Source organism: Hyphococcus lacteus (assembly GCF_041058985.1).
Lineage (GTDB): Bacteria > Pseudomonadota > Alphaproteobacteria > Caulobacterales > Parvularculaceae > Hyphococcus > Hyphococcus lacteus.
The window spans coordinates 1,476,587-1,496,349 of sequence record NZ_JBEHZE010000001.1 but is presented as its reverse complement, the minus strand read 5'-3'; the positions used below and the strand labels follow the sequence as shown (position 1 = coordinate 1,496,349).

At 51.1% G+C, this 19,763-nt stretch carries 16 protein-coding genes; 3 read left to right on the top strand and 13 right to left on the bottom strand.

Annotation, left to right across the window (positions count from 1 at the left end; translation table 11 throughout):
- Positions 1-62: 62 nt before the first annotated feature.
- The 3 genes from ABFZ84_RS07190 to ABFZ84_RS07180 all read right to left on the bottom strand — a co-directional run bounded on the left by ABFZ84_RS07190 (position 63) and on the right by ABFZ84_RS07180 (position 4,556).
- Entirely contained in the window at positions 63-869 is an 807-nt protein-coding gene (locus tag ABFZ84_RS07190; protein WP_369313286.1) for a TonB family protein, read from the bottom strand.
- Positions 870-989: 120 nt separating this feature from the next.
- Entirely contained in the window at positions 990-3,281 is a 2,292-nt protein-coding gene (gene ptsP / locus ABFZ84_RS07185; RefSeq protein WP_369313285.1) for a phosphoenolpyruvate--protein phosphotransferase, read from the bottom strand.
- 9 nt (positions 3,282-3,290) lie between these two features.
- Entirely contained in the window at positions 3,291-4,556 is a 1,266-nt protein-coding gene (locus tag ABFZ84_RS07180) for an aspartate kinase (RefSeq protein ID WP_369313284.1), read from the bottom strand.
- A gap of 111 nt (positions 4,557-4,667) precedes the next feature.
- On the opposite strand from ABFZ84_RS07180, the gene ubiG reads away from it, so the two are divergent.
- Positions 4,668-5,450 carry a bifunctional 2-polyprenyl-6-hydroxyphenol methylase/3-demethylubiquinol 3-O-methyltransferase UbiG gene (gene ubiG, locus ABFZ84_RS07175; RefSeq protein WP_369313283.1) on the top strand — a complete coding sequence of 261 codons (783 nt, stop codon included), beginning with the start codon at positions 4,668-4,670 and terminating at the stop codon, positions 5,448-5,450.
- Here the strand turns inward: ubiG and ABFZ84_RS07170 are convergent.
- The 5 genes from ABFZ84_RS07170 to ABFZ84_RS07150 all read right to left on the bottom strand — a co-directional run bounded on the left by ABFZ84_RS07170 (position 5,445) and on the right by ABFZ84_RS07150 (position 9,649).
- A complete protein-coding gene (locus ABFZ84_RS07170) occupies positions 5,445-7,193 on the bottom strand; it encodes a patatin-like phospholipase family protein (RefSeq protein WP_369313282.1) in 1,749 nt (582 codons plus the stop codon). The genes ubiG and ABFZ84_RS07170 overlap by 6 nt on opposite strands.
- A 72-nt stretch (positions 7,194-7,265) precedes the next feature.
- Positions 7,266-7,748 (bottom strand): DUF1178 family protein, encoded by a 483-nt coding sequence (locus ABFZ84_RS07165; RefSeq protein ID WP_369313281.1) that lies wholly within the window; start codon positions 7,746-7,748, stop codon positions 7,266-7,268.
- Positions 7,745-8,590: a carbon-nitrogen hydrolase family protein gene (locus ABFZ84_RS07160; RefSeq protein WP_369313280.1), complete on the bottom strand. Its 846-nt coding sequence runs from the start codon at positions 8,588-8,590 to the stop codon at positions 7,745-7,747. Before ABFZ84_RS07160 ends, ABFZ84_RS07165 begins: the two co-directional genes overlap by 4 nt.
- On the bottom strand, positions 8,583-8,840 hold the full coding sequence (grxC, locus tag ABFZ84_RS07155; protein ID WP_369313279.1) for a glutaredoxin 3: 258 nt from the start codon (positions 8,838-8,840) through the stop codon (positions 8,583-8,585). Before grxC ends, ABFZ84_RS07160 begins: the two co-directional genes overlap by 8 nt.
- Before the next feature lie 32 nt (positions 8,841-8,872).
- Entirely contained in the window at positions 8,873-9,649 is a 777-nt protein-coding gene (locus ABFZ84_RS07150) for a ComF family protein (RefSeq protein ID WP_369313278.1), read from the bottom strand.
- A gap of 48 nt (positions 9,650-9,697) precedes the next feature.
- Between ABFZ84_RS07150 and ABFZ84_RS07145 the strand changes: the two genes are divergently transcribed.
- Positions 9,698-10,546: a class I SAM-dependent methyltransferase gene (locus ABFZ84_RS07145; protein WP_369313277.1), complete on the top strand. Its 849-nt coding sequence runs from the start codon at positions 9,698-9,700 to the stop codon at positions 10,544-10,546.
- Positions 10,547-10,553: 7 nt separating this feature from the next.
- Here ABFZ84_RS07145 and ABFZ84_RS07140 read toward each other — a convergent pair whose 3' ends face one another.
- The 3 genes from ABFZ84_RS07140 to ABFZ84_RS07130 form a co-directional block, all read right to left on the bottom strand.
- A complete protein-coding gene (locus tag ABFZ84_RS07140; protein WP_369313276.1) occupies positions 10,554-10,772 on the bottom strand; it encodes a Flp family type IVb pilin in 219 nt (72 codons plus the stop codon).
- Positions 10,772-11,173 carry a (deoxy)nucleoside triphosphate pyrophosphohydrolase gene (locus ABFZ84_RS07135; protein ID WP_369313275.1) on the bottom strand — a complete coding sequence of 134 codons (402 nt, stop codon included), beginning with the start codon at positions 11,171-11,173 and terminating at the stop codon, positions 10,772-10,774. The genes ABFZ84_RS07140 and ABFZ84_RS07135 overlap by 1 nt, the downstream gene beginning before the upstream one ends.
- Positions 11,174-11,267: 94 nt before the next feature.
- Positions 11,268-12,527: a peptidylprolyl isomerase gene (locus ABFZ84_RS07130; protein WP_369313274.1), complete on the bottom strand. Its 1,260-nt coding sequence runs from the start codon at positions 12,525-12,527 to the stop codon at positions 11,268-11,270.
- A gap of 168 nt (positions 12,528-12,695) precedes the next feature.
- Between ABFZ84_RS07130 and secA the strand changes: the two genes are divergently transcribed.
- Positions 12,696-15,554: a preprotein translocase subunit SecA gene (gene secA, locus ABFZ84_RS07125; RefSeq protein ID WP_369313273.1), complete on the top strand. Its 2,859-nt coding sequence runs from the start codon at positions 12,696-12,698 to the stop codon at positions 15,552-15,554.
- Between the two features lie 34 nt (positions 15,555-15,588).
- Here the strand turns inward: secA and ABFZ84_RS07120 are convergent, their stop codons facing one another.
- Both ABFZ84_RS07120 and ABFZ84_RS07115 read right to left on the bottom strand, forming a co-directional pair.
- Positions 15,589-18,783, bottom strand: a complete 3,195-nt coding sequence (locus tag ABFZ84_RS07120) for an amidohydrolase family protein (RefSeq protein ID WP_369313272.1) — start codon at positions 18,781-18,783, stop codon at positions 15,589-15,591.
- Positions 18,784-18,981: 198 nt separating this feature from the next.
- Positions 18,982-19,671, bottom strand: coding sequence for a sulfotransferase family 2 domain-containing protein (locus ABFZ84_RS07115; RefSeq protein WP_369313271.1), 690 nt, complete (start codon positions 19,669-19,671; stop codon positions 18,982-18,984).
- Positions 19,672-19,763 lie beyond the last annotated feature (92 nt).

Genomic DNA, 19,763 nt, shown 5'->3' with positions numbered 1-19,763 from the left:
CGTCCACTAAACAATCACGCGACCTGTCGTGTCATTAATTTTTATAATGAAAAATCAGTACGTTACGGACGATCAAACTGAAATCGATAACTTTGATCATAGGCGGGCCGACGAACCCCATCAATGGTTCGGGGCTCAAACTGCCACCGGCGGATCGCATTTAGCGCCGCGTCATTAAAACAATCATTGGTTGAACTAGCGATTCTCTCGGCCGTTATGCGGCCACTTGCGGAAACTGTATAGGAAACATCCACTGTCTCTACGGTTTGCGCAGAAGAAGCACAGCTTCGCGGATAAACCGGCGCAATTTCTTCGACGATTCGCGCTTCAACTAACTCACCAACGACCAATTCTGGTGTAGGTGCCGAGACGTCCAGCTTCTTTGCCACTTGTGGACGATCCGGTTGGCCCAATTCCGTTACTTCATGGGGCAGACTTAATTGCCATAAACACCAGATCACAAATGCCAAAATGGCGGTTATAGCCGGTAGGCTCATCTGGCCACCTTGGGCTTCAACGACTTGTTCGGCAGCACGAAATTTTTCGGTTTCGATTTCAACAGGAGCGTCATACCCAGCATCTTGCTTGAATTGCTCCACGGTTGCGCGCGGGTCTAGCTCCAGGAACTCCGCGTAGGTTTTAACAAAACCAAGCGCATAGGGTCGGGCTGGCAGTGCAGATGCGTCTACATTTTCGATGGCGGCAAGATGAGATTCTTTAACGTGAATTCGTGCGGCAACTTCTTGCAGGCTGATGCCTTGGCGTTCGCGCACCGATGCTAGACGCACACCCACATTGGCGACTTCGCCGGTACCAAGCCGCGCTCGCGCATCAGCCATATCAACAATGTTTGCAGACCCGCTTGCCATCGACAATTCGCCTCATCTAATTCGAATCCGGGCCCGGCCAGCATACAGAAAAGCCGCCCAGGACATAACCGTTTATGAAATCTATTAGAGAGTTAAAGCAGGAATCTGTTAACTACGGCTTTATTCAACCACAGCGCCGCTGTCTTTTAGAAACTGTGTAAAACTAGGACGCAACGTCGCTTCAGGTGTAACCGAGTGCTTTTCCATCCAAGCACTGATTTCCGCAGCATCCAACGAGCGCACAAGCCGCCGGAATGGCCCGACAAATGCCGCCGGTAGAGAGAATTGGCGCACACCGACCCCGATCAAGGCCGCTGCCGTCACAGCATCGGCGGTTTGTTCTCCGCAATAAGAAAGTGGTGTCCCAGTCCGGGACACTTTTTCAACAGTTTCCTTAAGGAAACTCAAGAAACCTGCATTCATCGGATCATAGCGACGCTGAACCCGTTCCGAATCTCGGTCCGCCGCAAAATAAAACTGTGCAAGGTCATTTCCGCCAACAGATAGAAAATCGACTTTTTGTGCGATCAGGTCTGCCCGCCATGCGGCTGCTGGCGTTTCGATCATGACACCAATCTTTATATCTTTGGGAAGACCTTTGCCGTGTCGGCGCGCACGATCAATTTCAAGATCAAGCAATGATTTAATCTCATCAACTTCCGCTGTCAGCGTAATGAAAGGAAACATTACCCATAAGGTCTGATCGGCAGCAGCCGATAACAATGCGCGCAGTTGAGGCCGAATCATTCCCGGCCGATCCACCGCCATACGAACACCGCGCCACCCCATGGCAGGATTCACTTCGTTACCATGATCCATATAGGGCGCGGTCTTGTCGCCCCCAATATCAGCCGTTCGGAAAACAACTGGTTTTCCGTCCGCGAGGTCGAGCGCTTCTTTGTATAAAGACTCCTGCATCGCGACTGAAGGAAGCTGTGAGCCAATCAGAAACTGCAACTCCGTTCGAAACAAACCAACACCCGATGCGCCAGTCCCCTCAAGAAAAGGCAAATCAAGCGCGAGGCCGGCATTCATCTGTATAGTGATCTCTACACCATCTTTTGTAATAGATGGAAGCGATTTCTCGCTGGCGTAGATGGCTTCAAGTTCGTGGTAACGAGTTTGTTTTACACGATAAAATTCGAGCGCTTCTGATGGCGGGCGAATATGTATTCCGCCCGCATCGCCGTCAATGACCGCCTGATCTCCCTCTTCGGTCAACTCCATTGCGTCTAGCGCGCCGGTAACCATCGGAAGCTTCAATGCGCGCGCCACGATAGCCACATGGGACGTGGCCGACACCTCACCCAGCACCAAACCCTTCAACCGCTTGCGGTCATATTCAAGCAACTCCGCAGGCCCCATTGTGCGTGCAAAGAGTATTGTCTCTTCGAACAGGTCACGCTCACCGCCATTTTTCTCGCCACTTAAATGGCGCAACAGGCGGTTGGAAAGATCGTCGAGGTCATGGAGTCTTTCGCGTAAATATGGATCACGCGATTGCGATAGCCGCGCGCGGTTTTCGGCTTTGACTTGGTCTACCGCAGACTCTGCGGTTAATCCGGAAAACACAGCGGCGCGCAAACGGTCTTTCCACCCGCGATCATAGGCAAACAAACGATATGTTTCGAGGACCTCACGCGATACGCCACTCAATGACGCATTTGAAGTAATCATTTGATCAACGGAACGCCGCAAATCGGTAAGGCCCTCTTCAAGGCGCGCCGCTTCCGCCGCCGGGTCTTTAGCGAAGACCTTGTGTTTCGGCGCTGGCGGCTGAAGAAACACAGCCCGGCCAAGAGCAACACCCGAAACAATACCAAAGCCTTTAAGTTTTTCGGGGCGATGCAACATCGCACCAACCGCTTCGGTTTCCTCAACACTAAGCAACTCACCGGATGCCGCGATTTCCGCCAAAAGGGTCGCAACGGCCTGCACTGCCTCAATTTCTTCGAATGTATATTCGCGGGCAGCGCGATTCTGAATCACCAAAACGCCGAGCGTTTTTCCCGAACGAACGAGCGGCACGCCGAGAAACGAATGCAACGGGTCTTCGCCCGTTTCAGGGCGATAAGCGAAAGCCGGATGCTTCGGTGCTTCGGACGTGACCATTGGCGAATGGCGCTTCGCCACGAGACCAACAAGCCCCTCGCCCCAGTTCAATCGTGTATTGTGAACAGCTTCTCGCTTCAGACCCTGCGTCGAATAGAGTTCCAAAACGTCGTCTGGTCGCCGGAGATAAATTGAACAGACATCCGCCACCACATGACTGGCAATAACCTTGGTCAGTAGATCCAGGCGATCTTGCGCACTAACCTCTTCAGCGACTGCATCACGCATGCGCTTAAGGAGTACGGTAATACCCTGATCTCCATGACCACCATGTGGTGGACGTGTTTTTTCAATACTCATCGCGTCCTATCAGGTTCGCGCAGACTGGCCAGGTCCATCAAGTCCGTAAGCTTCGTGAAGCACGCGAACCGCATATTCTGCCGCATCAGCATTAATCAGAACGCTGATTTTAATTTCCGATGTGGAAATATTCTGAATATTTATACCCTTTTCAGCAAGCGTTCGGAACATCGTTGCGGCGACACCGGCATGGCTCTTCATTCCGACACCGATGACCGAGACTTTTGCAACATTTCGATCTGATTGAAGGGCTTTAAAACCAATAACAGGTTGCTCACCAGTCAACACATCCACAGCGCGCTGAAGGTCGTTTTCTTTCGTGGTGAAAGAAATATTTGCATAGCCCGACTCACGCGATGAACTTTGAACGATCATATCGATATTAATGTTCGCCGCAGCAAGCGCATCAAAAATACCCGCTGCTCTACCCGGCTCATCTGGCACAGCCAAAATTGTAACCGTCGCCTCGTCGAAATCCGGCGTAACCGTAGTGACTATATTCTTTTCCACAATATCATCCTCGTCACAAATGAGGGTTCCCGGTCCTGGTGCATCCGGCGGATCAAAGCTCGATAATACCCGAACAGGAACCTTATACGCCATCGCTAATTCTACAGAACGTGTCTGCAGAACTTTGGCACCAAGGGATGCCATTTCCAGCATTTCCTCAAAAGAAATTTTTTCAATCCGCCGGGCATGTTTTGTGAGCCGGGGATCAGTCGTATAGACGCCGTCAACGTCCGTATAAATGTCGCAACGCTCAGCGCCAATGGCCGCCGCCAACGCGACCGCAGATGTATCGGACCCGCCACGCCCCAAAGTGGCGATACGGCCGTCCGGTGCGATCCCTTGGAATCCGGCCACCACAGCGACTTCGCCACCGTCAATCGCCATGCCGATGGTTTCTTCATCAACCGATTCAATCCGGGCCTTGCCGTGCGCGTTGTCAGTCCGAAGGGCGATCTGCCATCCATGCCACGAACGCGCACGATACCCGAGGCTTTGCATCACAATCGCAAGAAGCCCAGATGTCACCTGCTCACCCGAGGCAACGACAGCGTCATACTCAACATCACGCGCATCAAGCGACGAAGCCGGTTCTCCCGCCTCCTTACAAAGCCCAACAAGGCGGTTAGTCTCACCTGACATTGCCGACACGACAACGGCGACCGAGTGACCAGCGTCCACCTCGCGTTTTACAATCGCGGAAACCGCACGGATGCGGTCCATATTTGCGACGGAAGTTCCGCCAAATTTCATTACTATCCGGGCCATGGAATTTTTGCCTGCGAAGTCTTGCCCTATTGCTCCCGCCCATCGGAAGCGTAATTGTCGAGGTATGTCTAGAAAGCGGCGCCCGCCGAAGCAAGCGAGGAAATATTTTTTATGTCGCAGCCTGGCTTAACCAACCCGCCTGAAACTGCCCCCCATCCCGGAAAAACAACCATAGACCCTGAGGAAGTGGCCAAATTTTCCGCAATCGCAGACGAATGGTGGGACCCATTTGGGAAATTTAAGCCCCTGCACAAATTTAATCCTGTGCGACTGGCCTATATTAGAGATTGCGTGTGCGCGCACTTTTCTCGCGACCGGAGAGCGAAAAACCCTCTTGAGGGGCTACATTTGATCGACATCGGTTGCGGCGGTGGATTGGTCGCAGAACCAATGTATCGGCTAGGCGCGACCGTAACCGCGATTGACGCCGCAGAACGCAACATCAAAACGGCGATGGCGCACGCCATGCCGCAGGATCTAAAAATAGATTATCGCGCCACCACGGTTGAGGCACTGGCCGAAACCGGCGCTGGGTCTTTTGACGTTGTTCTCAATCTTGAAGTTGTTGAACATGTTGCCGATGTCGATTTGTTTCTCGAAACATCTGCCTCCCTGTTAAAGCCCGGCGGCATTATGATTATGGCAACAATCAACCGCACACTGAAAGCGTTGATGTTGGCAAAGATCGGCGCCGAATATGTATTGCGCTGGTTACCTGCGGGGACCCATGACCCGAAAAAATTCGTCCGCCCCGAAGAAGCAAAGACCGCGTTATCACGGGCAGGCTTAATCGTTACAGGCGAAGCCGGCGTTAGTTACAATCCGCTTATGGATATCTGGCGAATTGGCGATGACACTGACGTCAATTACATGTTGACGGCAATAAAGTCATAGGGACTTGTTGTTCGCCCCTTTAATGATGGGAGCAAGAGTTGTCCAGTTTTCTTCGATCGCTGCCATTGCGCTTTTATAGCCCTCTGCGACGGCGAGATCGAATTTTTTCCATTCTCTTAAGTCTACTCCACTTACATCGGGCGCAATCATAATATCTGCGGGGCGCTCGGTACTCAGGTCTTCACGGCGAGCAGTCGCCGTACGCATCAAGAGCGAGACAATCGGCGGAGCCGCCGAAAACCCATGTTGCATAACCCATGAAAAGAAGCCCGGAGGATCGCGAAACGCTTCAATATCAATTACCCCTTCGCGTGCCACATCGACGCCGATTGTAATCCCACGATGAGTAGCCGTCATAATATCCGTAGGGAAATTATTAACAACAGCGCCATCCACCAACAGCGCATCCCCCTCAATTACAGGTGGCAAAATCCCTGGCAGCGCGATCGATGCTCTCAATGCATGACGCAATGACCCGCGTGTATGGATCCGTGCCGTACCATTTACAATATTGGAAGAAACGCAGAAAAAAGGAGTTGTTAGCTCCTCAATTTGGGCTTCACCGAAATGCTGAACTAACCGCGTCTCAACGCGTCCCCCGCGTGTCAGCGCAACAACCGGCAGGACATGATCACCAAGTGGGTTAGAATCGACGAACGCCTCTATAATTCGTCGTTCCATATCCTCTTGGGACCAATCCATCGAAATGGAAGCAGCCACCACCGCACCCATCGAGGCCCCACATATAAAGTCTATTGGTACCCCGGCCTCCCGCATAGCGCGAATAGCCCCGATATGCGCATAGGCGCGCGCACCACCGCCAGAGAGGACCACACCGATCGATTTTCCCGCAATGATTCGGGCCAGTCGGTCGATACAGAAATCATTTCGTAAATTGATAATTCTGGATGCATCAATCGCTTCCATCCATTGCGCTGCAGACGTGGTTTTTGCGCCTTCCGCCAACATGACCAAATCAACAAGCCGAAACTTTCGGGCCCGCGCACCGTCATCCGCTGTCAACGGAAACGGTTTTGATGGTCGCCCGTCTCGCCGCGCTAACACCATAAACCGGTCCGCGTGGCGTAACACAAACCGATACCACGGGCTGTGATCAACCTTTGCCGCCAACAACACAACGTCATGGGCATTTTCGACAAGATCAAACGCGCGGCTATCTGGTGCTTCCTCCGCTGTCGAAAATGATGTGACGTTAACGTGGTATTTCGCAATACGCTTGACCAACTCGTTGACATGAGCGTTCACATCAATAGACGGCGATGAGGCAATAAAAGCAAAAATTCTTGGTGCGGATTGTTGAAAGCTTGCTTTTGGGTGTCGCGCTCTATCCAATACAATACGCGCCAAAGCCGCAGCAAAATCACCATGGCTCCGAATGAGTTGGTCGACATCCTCTAACTTGATCGAGAGCAGTTCCGTATCACGCAGCGCATATACGCTTGCGGAATGTGGCTCGTCTGAGAGTGCAGACATTTCACCAACCGGTTCACCCGCACGAACATAACCAACGACATCATCATCGCCATCTTGATTGGTCCGGACAACTATCAACCGGCCGGAAATGTTGATGTGTAGAGCGTCAGACTTTGTATCTTGAGCAAATAATTCCCAACCACCAGGAAGCGATTGCCACCGACTTACCGACGCAATAGCCGCGAGCGTCGTCGCTTCTAGTTCCGAAAAAAAAGGTAAATCACGAAGGCGGTTGCGAATAGCGTCCATAATACCGCAATCGGTAGCGCGATTTTAGCAAACGCGCCAGAACGGAAAAACGACAAAAACTAAGGAAATGTATTAGTTCAATTTCTTAGTGCTGGTATTGGGCAATTTCGGCGCTCCAGCCGTGTCCGTTTTCTTCTCGGCTTCGGTGCTTTTCGAATTCGGTAGCGGTGCGACCTTCACCCCTTCGTCGATCAGGGCTTTAACGTCTTTTCCTGAAGCCTCGCCAAAAATGCCGCGCTCTTTTGCTTCGCCATAATGGATCTTACGGGCTTCTTCGGGGAATTTATCACCGACATAGTCGAAGTTCTTTTCAACATACTCGCGCGCCCTTGCGACCGCTTTTTCCATATCTCGCTGAACAGCTGCGAGGCGCTCCCCACGTGATCCGGACTTACGTGATATTGAAGGTGCCATAACTGCTTTGCGGACTTCTTCTGATCCACAAACAGGACATTCGATTAGTTCATCAGCCGCTTGGGCGTCATAATCGGCACTATCGCGGAACCATCCCTCGAACTCATGGGCATCATCACAAATCAAACGGTACTTAATCATGGTTTCACAATGGAGACTTCGAAGGATTGTTCAAGTGTAAGATTAGGAATGCGCTGACGCGCATCGTACGCAAGCGCCAAGTCTATCTCAGAAAAAATGACACCCGGCTCATCATTTTGGGCTTCTGCAAGCACCCTACCCCAAGGATCGATAATTAGCGAATGACCATAGGTTTCGCGGCCATCTTCGTGCTTTCCGCCCTGCGCAGGCGCAATTACAAATGCACCGTTTTCAATAGCCCGCGCGGTTAACAGCGTTTTCCAATGCGCTTCGCCGGTCTGCTTGGTGAATGCTGCCGGCACGCACAAAACCTCAGCCCCTGCCTGCGCCAATGTACGATAGAGTTTTGGAAACCGAACATCATAGCAAATCGTAAGACCGATCTTCGCGAGTTCCGTCTCTACCAATACCGGGCACTTACCGGGCTGATAAACAGCTGATTCTTTCCAACTCTCACCGTTGGGTAGATCAACATCGAACATATGAAGCTTGTCGTAACGCGCAACGACCTGACCGTCAGGACCAAAAAGAAAACCGCGATTTGCCGCCCTGTCATCACTCGCGCGAACTGCCATCGACCCCACGAGAAGCCAAATGTTATGTTCCTTAGCGGCTCCCGCAAAGGCTGAAATTTCCTGAAGCGCTTCTTCGTCTCCGAGGTTTTCAAACATCCGGCGCGGATTCCGGTCAACGACATTTGTCATTTCCGGTGTCGTCACAAAATTTGCGCCACCCTTTGCAGCTTCTGCAATCAATCGCAGCGCATCATCAGTGTTTTGCGAGCGGTCGATACCCGATCGCATTTGCACACAAGCCGCTCGAAATTTTCGATGCTCAGCCATTCAACAATGGGTCCAGCTTTCCGTCGCGATCCAACGCACTAAGATCGTCATAACCGCCGACATGGACGTCACCGATGAAAATCTGAGGGTAAGTGGTTTTGCCATTAGATTTCGACAGCATTTCGTTGCGCTTATCTTTGTCATAAGCCGCAGAAATATCCGTCACCATCGCACCTTTTTTCTCAAGCAGAGACAAAGCCCGAGAACAATACGGGCAGAGCGGTTTTGTATATACGACTACAGGGTTCATTCGCTCATTAGGCTCCTCTTTGATTGAACGCGCTATATGGCACCGATCCCACCTTTTACAACCCGCGCAAGCACCAATGCATCAACGCGGGCGGCCCCACCACGCTTTAACGCACGGGCGGCGGCAGACAATGTTGCGCCCGTGGTTAACACATCATCCACAAGAACGACATGAGCGCCCCGGTAACGGTTTTGTGCAGCCAAATCACGAAAACCAAACGCACCGGACACATTTCGCCGCCGCGCATCTGCCGACAGGTCCTTTTGGGGGGGAGTGGCACGTCGCCGAACCAAATCGTTCAAAGCCAGTTGAGCACCGGTTTTTTTCGCAATTCCCTGCGCCAGCAAAGCTGACTGGTTATAGCGACGGGCAAAACGCCGCGAGGGATGGAGCGGAATTGGCATTAGGATTGATGCCTCCGACACCAAATTCTGGCTTGCAACAACCATCCAATTTGCGAACATTGGCGCAAGTTCCGTCCGGTCGGAATGCTTAAAACCAACAATAAGCTTATGCGTTGCGTCATCGTAAACGACGGCCGCCCGCGCTCGTTCGAAATCTGGCGGCGACGCAATACACGACGGACACTCAACTTCCTCGCCATATTCAGCCGCAAAGGGCACACCACATCTGGGACAGAATGGGGCCGCGATAAAATGCACGGCATTCCATGCTTTTGGACTCAGCGTGCCAAATGTCCCAATTTCTTCATTAGTGACAGGACAACTTGGCGGCATCAGCGCATCTAATGTACTACGCGCGGCAGCCGTACCTAATTTACGACATTGATGGATGAATTGATGTTTCACGTCAGGTAGATTAACGCAGCACCGCAAAAAGGAAATCACCCAACCATAATGAATGCCCCGCCCCACATTTTTGACCGAAGGCTTTATGCTCAGCGCCGAACCCGTTCTGCTGCGCATTTTGGGGCGTTCGATTTTCTTCATCGGCGCGTTATGGATGACATCGTCGATCGGCTGGAAACAGTGATGCGTGAATTCCCCAACGCGACGTTCTCAGGGGCAGGCAACTTAACCGATCAACTTACGCCGGCTTGTAGCGTAGGGAGCATTACTCATATTGACCCCGCGCCAGAGCGGCTACCAACGACCGGCAATAGAATCGTCGCGGACGAAGAACTGTTACCGATTGCGGCCCAAAGCCAAAATCTATTTGTAAGCGTTTTAACACTTCACACTGCGAATGATTTGGTCGGTGCATTGGCCCAAATACGACGCGCATTAGTGGCTGATGGGCTATTCATCGCTGCGGTCTTTGCCGAAGACACCTTAATCGCATTGCGAAAATCGCTCTATACCGCTGAAGCGGAAATCACGGGCGGCGTCAGTGCACGGATTAACCCATTTGCAAGCATCCAGGATTACGGGCAAGCGTTATCGCGTGCAGGATTCGCGCTTCCAGTGGTCGATGCCGATAAAATCAATGTGAAATATGATGATCCGCTAAGATTGTTGCGAGACCTAAGAGGAATGGGCGAAACTCAAGCACTCGCGAATAGACCCAACCCATTACGTCGTGACGTACTTATGCGCGCATTGCAGATATTTTCTGAAAATGGCGGAACGGAACAGTTTGAAATTATCTATCTAACAGGTTGGTCGCCAGACCCATCGCAACAAAAACCGCTCAAACCCGGCAGTGCCAAAGCATCGCTCAAAGACGCAATCAAAGGCACAGAATAACCAAGGGCTAGTTACTTGAGCTATCTGCAAGCGTTTGATCTATTCGGTCGTACATCGCGCTATTTGACGTGGCAAAGCTGCGGATCGCACCAACGATCGCCAAGAAAAGCATCGCAAGGATTAAGCCATATTCAATTGCAGTCGCTCCGTCCTGATTACGACGAAACGAGCGAATGAGGTTAGATGCGCCAGAACGCAACCTCTTCTTTTTCTCTTTCGTTTTCATCACAACATATCCCTTAATTGTGCTGCGAGTGGTCGGTCCGCAGCCGGCATTTCCATCGAGGTCAATTCCGAAGGCCTGACCCATTTTAGTTCTTGCCCCTCTTCTGGGGTAGGCATGCCTTGCCATTTTCTACAGACATATAAGGGCATCAAAAGGTGAAATTCCCCTAAAGCCTCGGAAGCGAACGCAATCGGCGCAAGACAAGACGCCTCTGTATCAATCGCTAATTCTTCCTTTAGCTCACGAACCAGCGCCTCTTCTGGCGTTTCCCCATCGGCTAATTTGCCCCCGGGGAACTCCCAAAGCCCGGCCATATCTTTTCCTTCTGGCCGTCGCGCCATTAATATACGTCCGTCTCGATCTATCAACGCACATGCCGCAACAAGAAGTAGCTTTGCCATATTCTCGCCTTAATTCTAATCGGAGATTCATTAACAGAAGTTCGATCAGCCTACGAAGTTTTAATAGAATAAGTTAACCATTCAGAAACCAAGACTATTCGATATCAGAATCCGGGGTGCCGTCTTGATCAACCTTTAAATTACCATCCGGCAATTCAAACGCCGCATCCCTTAAAACCGGCACAGCGTCATTTCGCTGGCTTGTATTTTCTGGGCGGAAGTAAACAACCTGGCTTTTTTCTTCTAGAACGCGCAAAGACGAATCAATTGTCCTCATACGAAGGAAGTTTTCAATCGAACCCCGAACCTGCGTAAACGGAACTGCGCTGGTAGAACGACGGTCGAGCACTTCTAAGATATGCCAACCAAATTCAGTCTCAACGAGCGGCGCGATTTCACCCGGCGTCGCCGCAAACGCTGCATTTGAAAAGACTGGCGTCATCATAGACTTGTTAAACCAGCCAACCTCCCCACCCAGCGGCGCGGTCGCGCGATCAATTGACCTTTCGCGCGCTAGCTTAGCAAAGTCGGCCCCAGCGTTCAGAAGCGCCACAATTTCTTCGGCTTCTTCTTTGGTTTGGACAACAATGTGGCGCGCTTTCACTTCTTCGCCGATACGAGTGACATCGGCTTGGGTAGCATAAAGCCGCTCGACGTTTTCCGGCGTCACCGCTTTCTTCACTTGCGCATCCATATAAGCCGCTGCAAGAACCCGGTCCCTTGCGGCATTTACGCGGCGTGAAACACTCGGATTCCGCTGCATTCCGTCATCCAACGCTGCACGCGCCAGCAATCGTTGCTCAACATAGGACTCGACCAAATTTCGCGCAAAAGCAGTCTGGGGTGTCAAAATTTCGCCGGGGCGTAAAAAACCACCCGCTCTTGCGGCAGCCTCAATTTCGGACAGATGTACATACCGGCCCTCGATTCGCGCGAGGATTGGATCTGCATCATCGGTCGGCGGGCGAATTGTCGATGACCCGGCCACATCGAGCGAGGGCACCGCCCGCAGCACATCAACCATCCAAAGGCCCAATACCAAAAGCAATGCGCCCATCATGGCGCTATAAGCGCGACCGGTTCGGGTCGGGAGCCATGCAATCAACCCACGGAAAGCGGCAACTGCTAATTTTGAGACATAGCCCAACCCGACCAAAAGCCGACTCAGCAGCAGTTTGGTCAGCCGCCATAGCGCCGAATCAAGTGCTGCGGCGACTCGCCACGTCGTTATACAAAATTTCCCGACGGCCTTGAGGCCAATCATAAATACCCGAGAAACCACGCGCAGAACCGCTGCGGCGGGCTTTACCCGCTGCTCTGTGTCGAATTGCTTGCCGTCTGGCGTCTCAATCATGACCTGCCCGATATTTGCCTTCGTTGACAGCGCCCTAGGCGCTTACTATCTCTCCGACGCCCCCTTCGGGGTAGTTATTAATCCAACCCGGCCGATGGAAGGCGCGCCCCGCGCTGATTTTACAAGGGCGCGACCGTTTTTCCATCGCAGCACGAAGGCCCAGTCCTTATGGCGTTACTCGGAATCGCAAAAAAAATCTTCGGTTCATCTAATGATCGCCGCCTCAAGCCTTTATTCCGACGTGTTGAGGCGATCAATGCTCTTGAAGAAGAGTTATCAAAGCTCACCGACGAAGGGCTTATTGCTCAGACAGAAAAGTTAAAACAGCGCTACAAGGACGGCGAATCGCTCGACGATTTGCTGGTTGAAGCCTTTGCCACGGCGAGAGAAGGCGCAAAGCGTGCGCTCGGCCAGCGCCATTACGACGTTCAGCTTGTCGGCGGGATGGTCCTTCATGCTGGTGACATCGCCGAAATGAAGACCGGCGAAGGTAAAACACTGGTCGCCACGCTGCCGGTTTATCTGAACGCCCTCACCGGTCGCGGTGTTCACGTGATCACCGTGAACGATTACCTCGCTAAACGCGATGCAGAATGGATGGCGCGGGTCTATTCCCAGCTTGGCCTGACCACGGGTTGTATCGTTCACGGTCTTTCCGATGAAGAACGCCGCGAGGCATATCAATCGGACATTACTTACGGCACCAACAATGAATTCGGCTTTGATTATCTTCGGGATAACATGAAGTCGTCCCTCGATCAGATGGTTCAGCGCGGCCACCACTTTGCGATTGTCGATGAAGTCGACTCAATTCTGATCGATGAAGCCCGGACGCCGTTGATCATTTCCGGTCCCACCGACGACAAATCGGAGCTTTATCTCAAAATCAACGAAATCATGCCGCGTCTTGAAGAAGACGATTTCGAGATCGACGAAAAGCAACGTTCGATCACCCTAACCGAAGATGGTAATGAAAAAATCGAAGACCTATTACGCGAAGCTGGATTGCTTCAAGGCGATAGTCTTTATGATTCAGTCAACATCTCGGTCGTGCATCACGTCAATCAGGCGCTAAAGGCACATAAAATTTTCCAGCGTGACAAAGATTATATCGTCCGCAACGACAAAGTCGTCATTATCGACGAATTTACCGGACGAATGATGGATGGCCGCCGCTGGTCAGATGGCCTTCATCAATCTGTCGAAGCCAAAGAAGGCACGACCATTCAGCCCGAGAACCAAACGCTCGCCTCGATTACATTCCAGAACTATTTCCGTCTCTATGGCAAACTAGCCGGTATGACGGGCACGGCGATGACTGAGGAAGCAGAGTTCGAAGATATCTATAAACTCAAAGTTTTTGAAATTCCGACGAACAAACCAATCGCGCGTGAAGATTTCGACGACGAACTCTACATGACGGCGGAAGAAAAATATAAAGCGATCGCGCAACAAATTGCCGAGTGCCACAAGGTCGGACAGCCGGTCCTTGTGGGCACAGTCTCAATCGAAAAATCAGAGTATCTCTCGTCGCTCTTGAGCGACAAAAAATTCTTCAAAGACCTTGCGAAAACACTGCGTGAACGCGCAGCAGCATTGAAGGACAAAGAAACAGAGCTGAAAGAAAACCTAGAAGAACAGGCAACTTACCTTTCTTCTCTTGGTGATAAAAAAGAACCTATCCCGCATAATGTTCTAAATGCCCGGTACCACGAGCAAGAAGCCGAAATCGTTGCTGGCGCAGGTGTGCCCGGCGCGGTGACGATTGCGACGAACATGGCTGGACGTGGTACGGATATTCAGCTTGGTGGTTCAGTAGATCTTCAGCTAATGGAAGTCCTCGAAGAGGACGATGACGAAGATACGATCAACCGCAAGCGGGCCGAGATCGAAAAGAAGATCGAAACCGTAAAGCAGCAAGCGCTCGAAGCCGGCGGCCTCTTTGTTCTTGCCACTGAGCGTCACGAAAGCCGCCGGATCGACAATCAGCTACGTGGCCGGTCAGGCCGTCAAGGTGACCCCGGTACAACGAAATTTTTCCTCTCAATCGAAGATGACCTTATGCGGATCTTCGGCGATAGTATGGAAAAAATGTTGAAACGGTTTGGCATTCAACCCGACGAGTCTATCGAGCACCCCTGGTTCACGAAGGCTGTTGAAACCGCACAGAAAAAAGTTGAGCAACGCAATTTCGACATGCGTAAAAACGTGCTCAAATTTGATGACGTCATCAACGATCAGCGTAAAGCCATTTTTGAGCAACGCATCGAATTCATGTCATCAGAAACTGTGGACGACATCATCTCAGATATGCGTGGTCAGTTGGTTGACGATCTTGTTGCCGCACACCTGCCCGCAAAGTCTTATGCGGAACAATGGGATGTTGAGGGGCTGAACAAAGAACTGACCGAGGTCTTTGGAAAAGAGTTCCCGGTGAAAGAATGGGCTAGCGAAGAAGGCGTCGCCGACACCGAACTTGCTGAGCGCATTATTGAAGAGGCGAACAAGCTTGCGGGCACTCGTGCCGCCGAAATCGGCCCCGATACAATGCGCCGAATAGAAAAAGCAATCCTTCTCAATGTTCTTGACACAAACTGGCGTGAACACCTTCAGATGCTTGATCACCTACGTTCAGTCATTTGGATGCGTGGTCATGGCCAACGTGACCCGGTCAATGAATTCAAAACAGAATCATTTGCGCTATTTGCGGGCCTCCTCGATGGATTACGGCGCGACGTAACCCGGATGCTCATGAATGTTCAGGTTCGCGCACCCGAAAATGCTGTACCCGAGCGTCGAGACATTCCGATGACGGAAACCCATGTAAACCCGTCCACTGGCGAGAACGAGATGGCCGCTCAAGCGCCGCGAACAAGATTGTCCGCCGGGATCGGCACCATCAAAGGCATGGCCAATGCATCTGGCGTTGACCCCAACAACCCCGAGACATGGGGGCGCGTACCACGCAATGCGCCCTGCCCCTGTGGTTCCGGGCAAAAATACAAACATTGTCACGGATCAATCTAAAAAAAAGGCGGCACCTTCAAGTGCCGCCTTTTTCTTATTCCCACCAATAGGGTTTTCTTTTTCGTGTTCCGGTAACTTCTTCATTCAGCGTCGCCGCATCATACAATCGACCGTTCAACATCACATGGCTAATTTTATCAGTATTCCGAATATCGGTTAAGGGATTTTCGTTGAGAATGACTAAGTCCGCAAGTTTTCCAACCTCTAGGGAGCCGATGTCTTTACTAAACCCAAGATGAGTCGCAGGCACGATCGTCGCCGCCCCCAATGCTTCAAGCGGACTCATTCCGCCCCTGACGAATGACCACATTTCCCAATGCGCAGCGAGCCCTTCTTGTTGACCGTGCGCGCCTATGGAGACCATAACGCCACGATCAGCGAGTTGTTTGGCTGTCGCGGCATTTACCTGATCTGAATAGTCTTCCTCAGGTGCTTTTTCCCGGCGGACCGATTGCGCTTGCAAAAGGCGGGGCGGCGCATGTTTCGACAATAACGGGTGCAACCAAACGTCCGTTGCCTGACGCCAATAAGGATCACCGCCGATACCGCCGAACGTCACAACCAATGTGGGCGTATATGCAACATTGGTCGCGCTATAAAAAGATAGCACGTCTTCATAAAGCTTCGATTGGGGAAGGTTATGTTCGATTGACGTATTCCCATCCGCAACCATCGCCATATCCATATGAAACAACGAGCCGCCCTCGGCTACAACTGCGATATCTTCCTTTACGGCCGCAGCGATAATCTGTTGGCGTTGATCGCGTCGGGGTTGGTTATAATTTTTGATGGAGTGTGCCCCCTGACGCTTAAGCCGAGTGACGTGGTTTTGCGCATCCTCTGCACTATCGATCACAGCATAAACACTGGGTGCTTTCGCGCCATAAACAACCTCACCAGAGGAGTAAGTACGGGGTGCGATTATCTTCCCCGCCCGCTGAAATTCGGCAACAGGAAAAATATGATTAGCTTGGCTTGATGGGTTATGCGTCGTCGTCACCCCTAGGGCGAGATGCGCCATCGCTGACCAGTTTTGTTGCGGAATGATATCGTCCTCACCCTGAGGACCATGGGCGTGGGCATCAACAAAGCCCGGAACAATAGTCTTACCAGCTAAATCAATCTGGTTTGCGTCAGCAGGTATACGAACTGCATCCGACGCACCAACTGCGGTAATCCGATTTTCAGAGATGAGGATTGTACCGTTTTCGACCACTCCACCATCTATGCCTTTCATTGTTACTATTCGGGCATTTGTCAAAGCCACAACCCCATCGGGTTTATCCGCTTCAACTGTCAGCGTTAAATCCGCCCCATCCGTTGGCGGTTCGTAAGGACCACCTTCTTTAGATGGCCCGCCCGGCACAAGTGCCTCGAGCGAGGCGGAATAAAGTGTCGGGCCTAAGCTCCAATTCAGGCCATCGCGTCTCCAATTTGGATACGTTGCGCCAATCGCACTTGCCTTTGTTACCGGCAAGTCAGTTGCTGATCGCCCCGCTCCTACATCCTGAGCACCTGGGGACATGGGCATCACAAATGCATTGTAATTTTCGACAAAGGCCAAATGCTTACCCGTCGGCGCAACCTGAAATTCAGTAATCATGTCGCCAGATGCATGTAGGCGTTCTTTCTCGCCGCTTAGATCGACACTCACCAATAATGCCTTTACGCCCTCAAAACGCGAGAGAAACACTCGGTCATTATCAACCGCGAAATGTGGGTAAGCACCATTTTCTGTAATTTTCGTGGTGGCACCGCCATTCGAAGAAATTCGATAAACACCCGAAGCTTCGGACCAATCACTATCGGTTAGATACCCCCCTTTCCCTTTTTCATAAACGATTGTGCGGCCATCAGGTGAAAATCGCGGACGGCGATAGTGCCCAGGCTCTTTTGTGATAGCTTTACCACCGCCCCCGCCAGCATTGGTAACACGAATAGTGCCAAGCCCATCATCAGTCCACGTAACATAAACAATACGCTTTCCGTCGTAGGACCACGAAGGAAACAATTCAAAACCATTTCCGCCATTGGTTAAAGGACGCGGTGCCCCGTCAGGGAGCGACTTCACATAAAGCCGTCCGAGGCTTTCAAAAACAGCACGACGACCATCGGGCGATGCGCTGGCAAAGCGGGGCATTGTGGTTTTAAAACTATCAGGGGCCACGACTACGTCAGGGCGCGGCGGATCAACCACCGCTCTGGTATCACGCACATGAAATGGAATTTCAGCTACGTTGCCGCTGTTGACGTCAATTCGCTGGATTTTACCGCCAGCCCAAAAAACTATGGTTTTGGAATCCGCGGTCCAGTCCATATTCGGGTATGTTCCGTGAATGGCCCAGATTTCTTGCAAATCTCGATCAAGCGCGTCGTATAGTTTTCGCTCTTCGCCAGTCTCTAAATTCTTCAAATAAAGCTTGGATTCAGCACGTTCGCGGCGCACAAACGCCATGTACTTACCATCCGGTGAAGGTGCGGGCCGGACGGAACCACCAAAACCAGATACAGCGGTGTCTATTTCACCCGTCGCCATATTATAACGTTTAATATTAAACAGATCGCCATTCGAATCTTGCGCATAAATGAATGTCGATCCCGGCGTTACATTCTGAGAATAGTATATATATTCTCCGTCTGCTGAGAAAATTGGCTCACCTAATTCTTTTTGGTGTTGTTCGCTTGGGCGCTTCACTAGGCGGACCCCATCGCCACCAGAAATATGATATAGCCAAATCTCTCCGACCCCGAGCGACCTTTGTGTCGTAAAGTGCTTTCGCGCCGCAAGGTACTGGCCATCCGGCGACCAAGTCGCATTATTTAAAAGGTGGAATTTCTCTTTTGTGACTTGCTGTTTATCAGAACCATCCGCATTCATGATCCAGATATTGTCGCCCCCTGCACGGTCAGACGTGAACGCAATTTTCTTTCCGTCTGGCGAAAACCGTGGCTGCATTTCCCAGGCAACGCCGCTCGCAATAGGTTTAGCTTCACCACCCGATACCGGAATTACATAAATATCTCCCAACAGATCGAACGCAATCGTCCGCCCGTCAGGGCTGACGTCCAGGCTCATCCATGTTCCCTCATCGACATCAATTTCGACGTTTCGTGTCGGCAATGGAGGTGAAGAAACATCCCATGTACTCTTGGCCTCCTTATCGCTCTCTTGCGCAAAAGCAACAGGCGCCATCGCTAATGCTACGATAATAAATGTTTGTTTCTTCATGAGTATTTCGCCTTTCAATGAAGCTTCCCTAAGGATAGCCTAGAATTGAAGGTCGAATGTTTCAAGCGCAGGACGGTACGGGGCCGGAAGTTTGTTCTTCGCCCACTCAAAGAAATACGAACTATGTTGCGAGGATATCTCGAAGGCGGCTTGCTACCCAGGAGGATAGAAATCTTAGCAGTTCGATCGTCTCACGAGTTAGTCATCATATTTTGACCGAACATAATCATATATTCTATATTCTAGCTCGTTATGCTCTCTAAACTTTGCGATTGTTTTGCTCGAAACCTCATGGGTACGTTTAACTGCGTTGAGATGCTGTAGTTGAGAGACATCAAATTCAAATCCGAGCTTCTCCGCGATGCGAACCATAGATGTATCTAGCCGTTCGGTGATTCCCACCTCAACAAAGTGACTTTCAATAAAATCTTTAAAGTTATTTTCATTGATCGCTCTTGGCAGAAAATTCAAAACTGTCTCAGGCCCGCCACGAGTAAATCGACTTGACCGACGAGTGACATACTGATCCAAAGTCAATTGGGCAGTCCCCCAGAACGCCTTACGCATCGCCTCATTCTGTGTTTTAAAAAAATAACCGGACACCGCCCTATCTAAAGGCTCGCGAAAAATTGCGATAAACTGATCGATCTGAGGATAGTATTTCTCGATTCCGAATCCACGGTTTCGTGTAAAATGGCCGTATAACGCCACCGGCTTTTCCGGTTCTGGCAAATTCGTTAAGTCACGAACGGGCGGACGCTTTCCGTCTTTGTAATGAAGCAAAAGGTTTGGGCCGTACCAACCAGAAAACAGCTCTCGAACAGATGTTCCCGCTGTTTTCGGAATATGACTAACAATAAGCGGACTCTTGGGATCGTATTTTTTCACTTCAATATCAAACCAATAACTTGCTCTTCACAACAGAACAAATAAATGTAGTTAACTGAAAAGTATAGCCTATTTCTATTGATGTAACTATT

Excerpts from the sequence above, each read along its gene's own strand:
- ABFZ84_RS07165 (WP_369313281.1), bottom strand. The coding sequence starts at position 7,748 with ATGATTAAGTACCGTTTGATTTGTGATGATGCCCATGAGTTCGAGGGA.
- ABFZ84_RS07145 (WP_369313277.1), top strand. The coding sequence starts at position 9,698 with ATGAATGCCCCGCCCCACATTTTTGACCGAAGGCTTTATGCTCAGCGC.
- secA (WP_369313273.1), top strand. The coding sequence starts at position 12,696 with ATGGCGTTACTCGGAATCGCAAAAAAAATCTTCGGTTCATCTAATGAT.
- ABFZ84_RS07160 (WP_369313280.1), bottom strand. The coding sequence starts at position 8,590 with ATGGCTGAGCATCGAAAATTTCGAGCGGCTTGTGTGCAAATGCGATCG.
- ABFZ84_RS07120 (WP_369313272.1), bottom strand. The coding sequence starts at position 18,783 with ATGAAGAAACAAACATTTATTATCGTAGCATTAGCGATGGCGCCTGTT.
- ABFZ84_RS07190 (WP_369313286.1), bottom strand. The coding sequence starts at position 869 with ATGGCAAGCGGGTCTGCAAACATTGTTGATATGGCTGATGCGCGAGCG.
- ABFZ84_RS07180 (WP_369313284.1), bottom strand. The coding sequence starts at position 4,556 with ATGGCCCGGATAGTAATGAAATTTGGCGGAACTTCCGTCGCAAATATG.
- ptsP (WP_369313285.1), bottom strand. The coding sequence starts at position 3,281 with ATGAGTATTGAAAAAACACGTCCACCACATGGTGGTCATGGAGATCAG.
- ABFZ84_RS07135 (WP_369313275.1), bottom strand. The coding sequence starts at position 11,173 with ATGGCAAAGCTACTTCTTGTTGCGGCATGTGCGTTGATAGATCGAGAC.
- grxC (WP_369313279.1), bottom strand. The coding sequence starts at position 8,840 with ATGAACCCTGTAGTCGTATATACAAAACCGCTCTGCCCGTATTGTTCT.
- ABFZ84_RS07140 (WP_369313276.1), bottom strand. The coding sequence starts at position 10,772 with ATGAAAACGAAAGAGAAAAAGAAGAGGTTGCGTTCTGGCGCATCTAAC.
- ABFZ84_RS07170 (WP_369313282.1), bottom strand. The coding sequence starts at position 7,193 with ATGGACGCTATTCGCAACCGCCTTCGTGATTTACCTTTTTTTTCGGAA.
- ABFZ84_RS07130 (WP_369313274.1), bottom strand. The coding sequence starts at position 12,527 with ATGATTGAGACGCCAGACGGCAAGCAATTCGACACAGAGCAGCGGGTA.
- ubiG (WP_369313283.1), top strand. The coding sequence starts at position 4,668 with ATGTCGCAGCCTGGCTTAACCAACCCGCCTGAAACTGCCCCCCATCCC.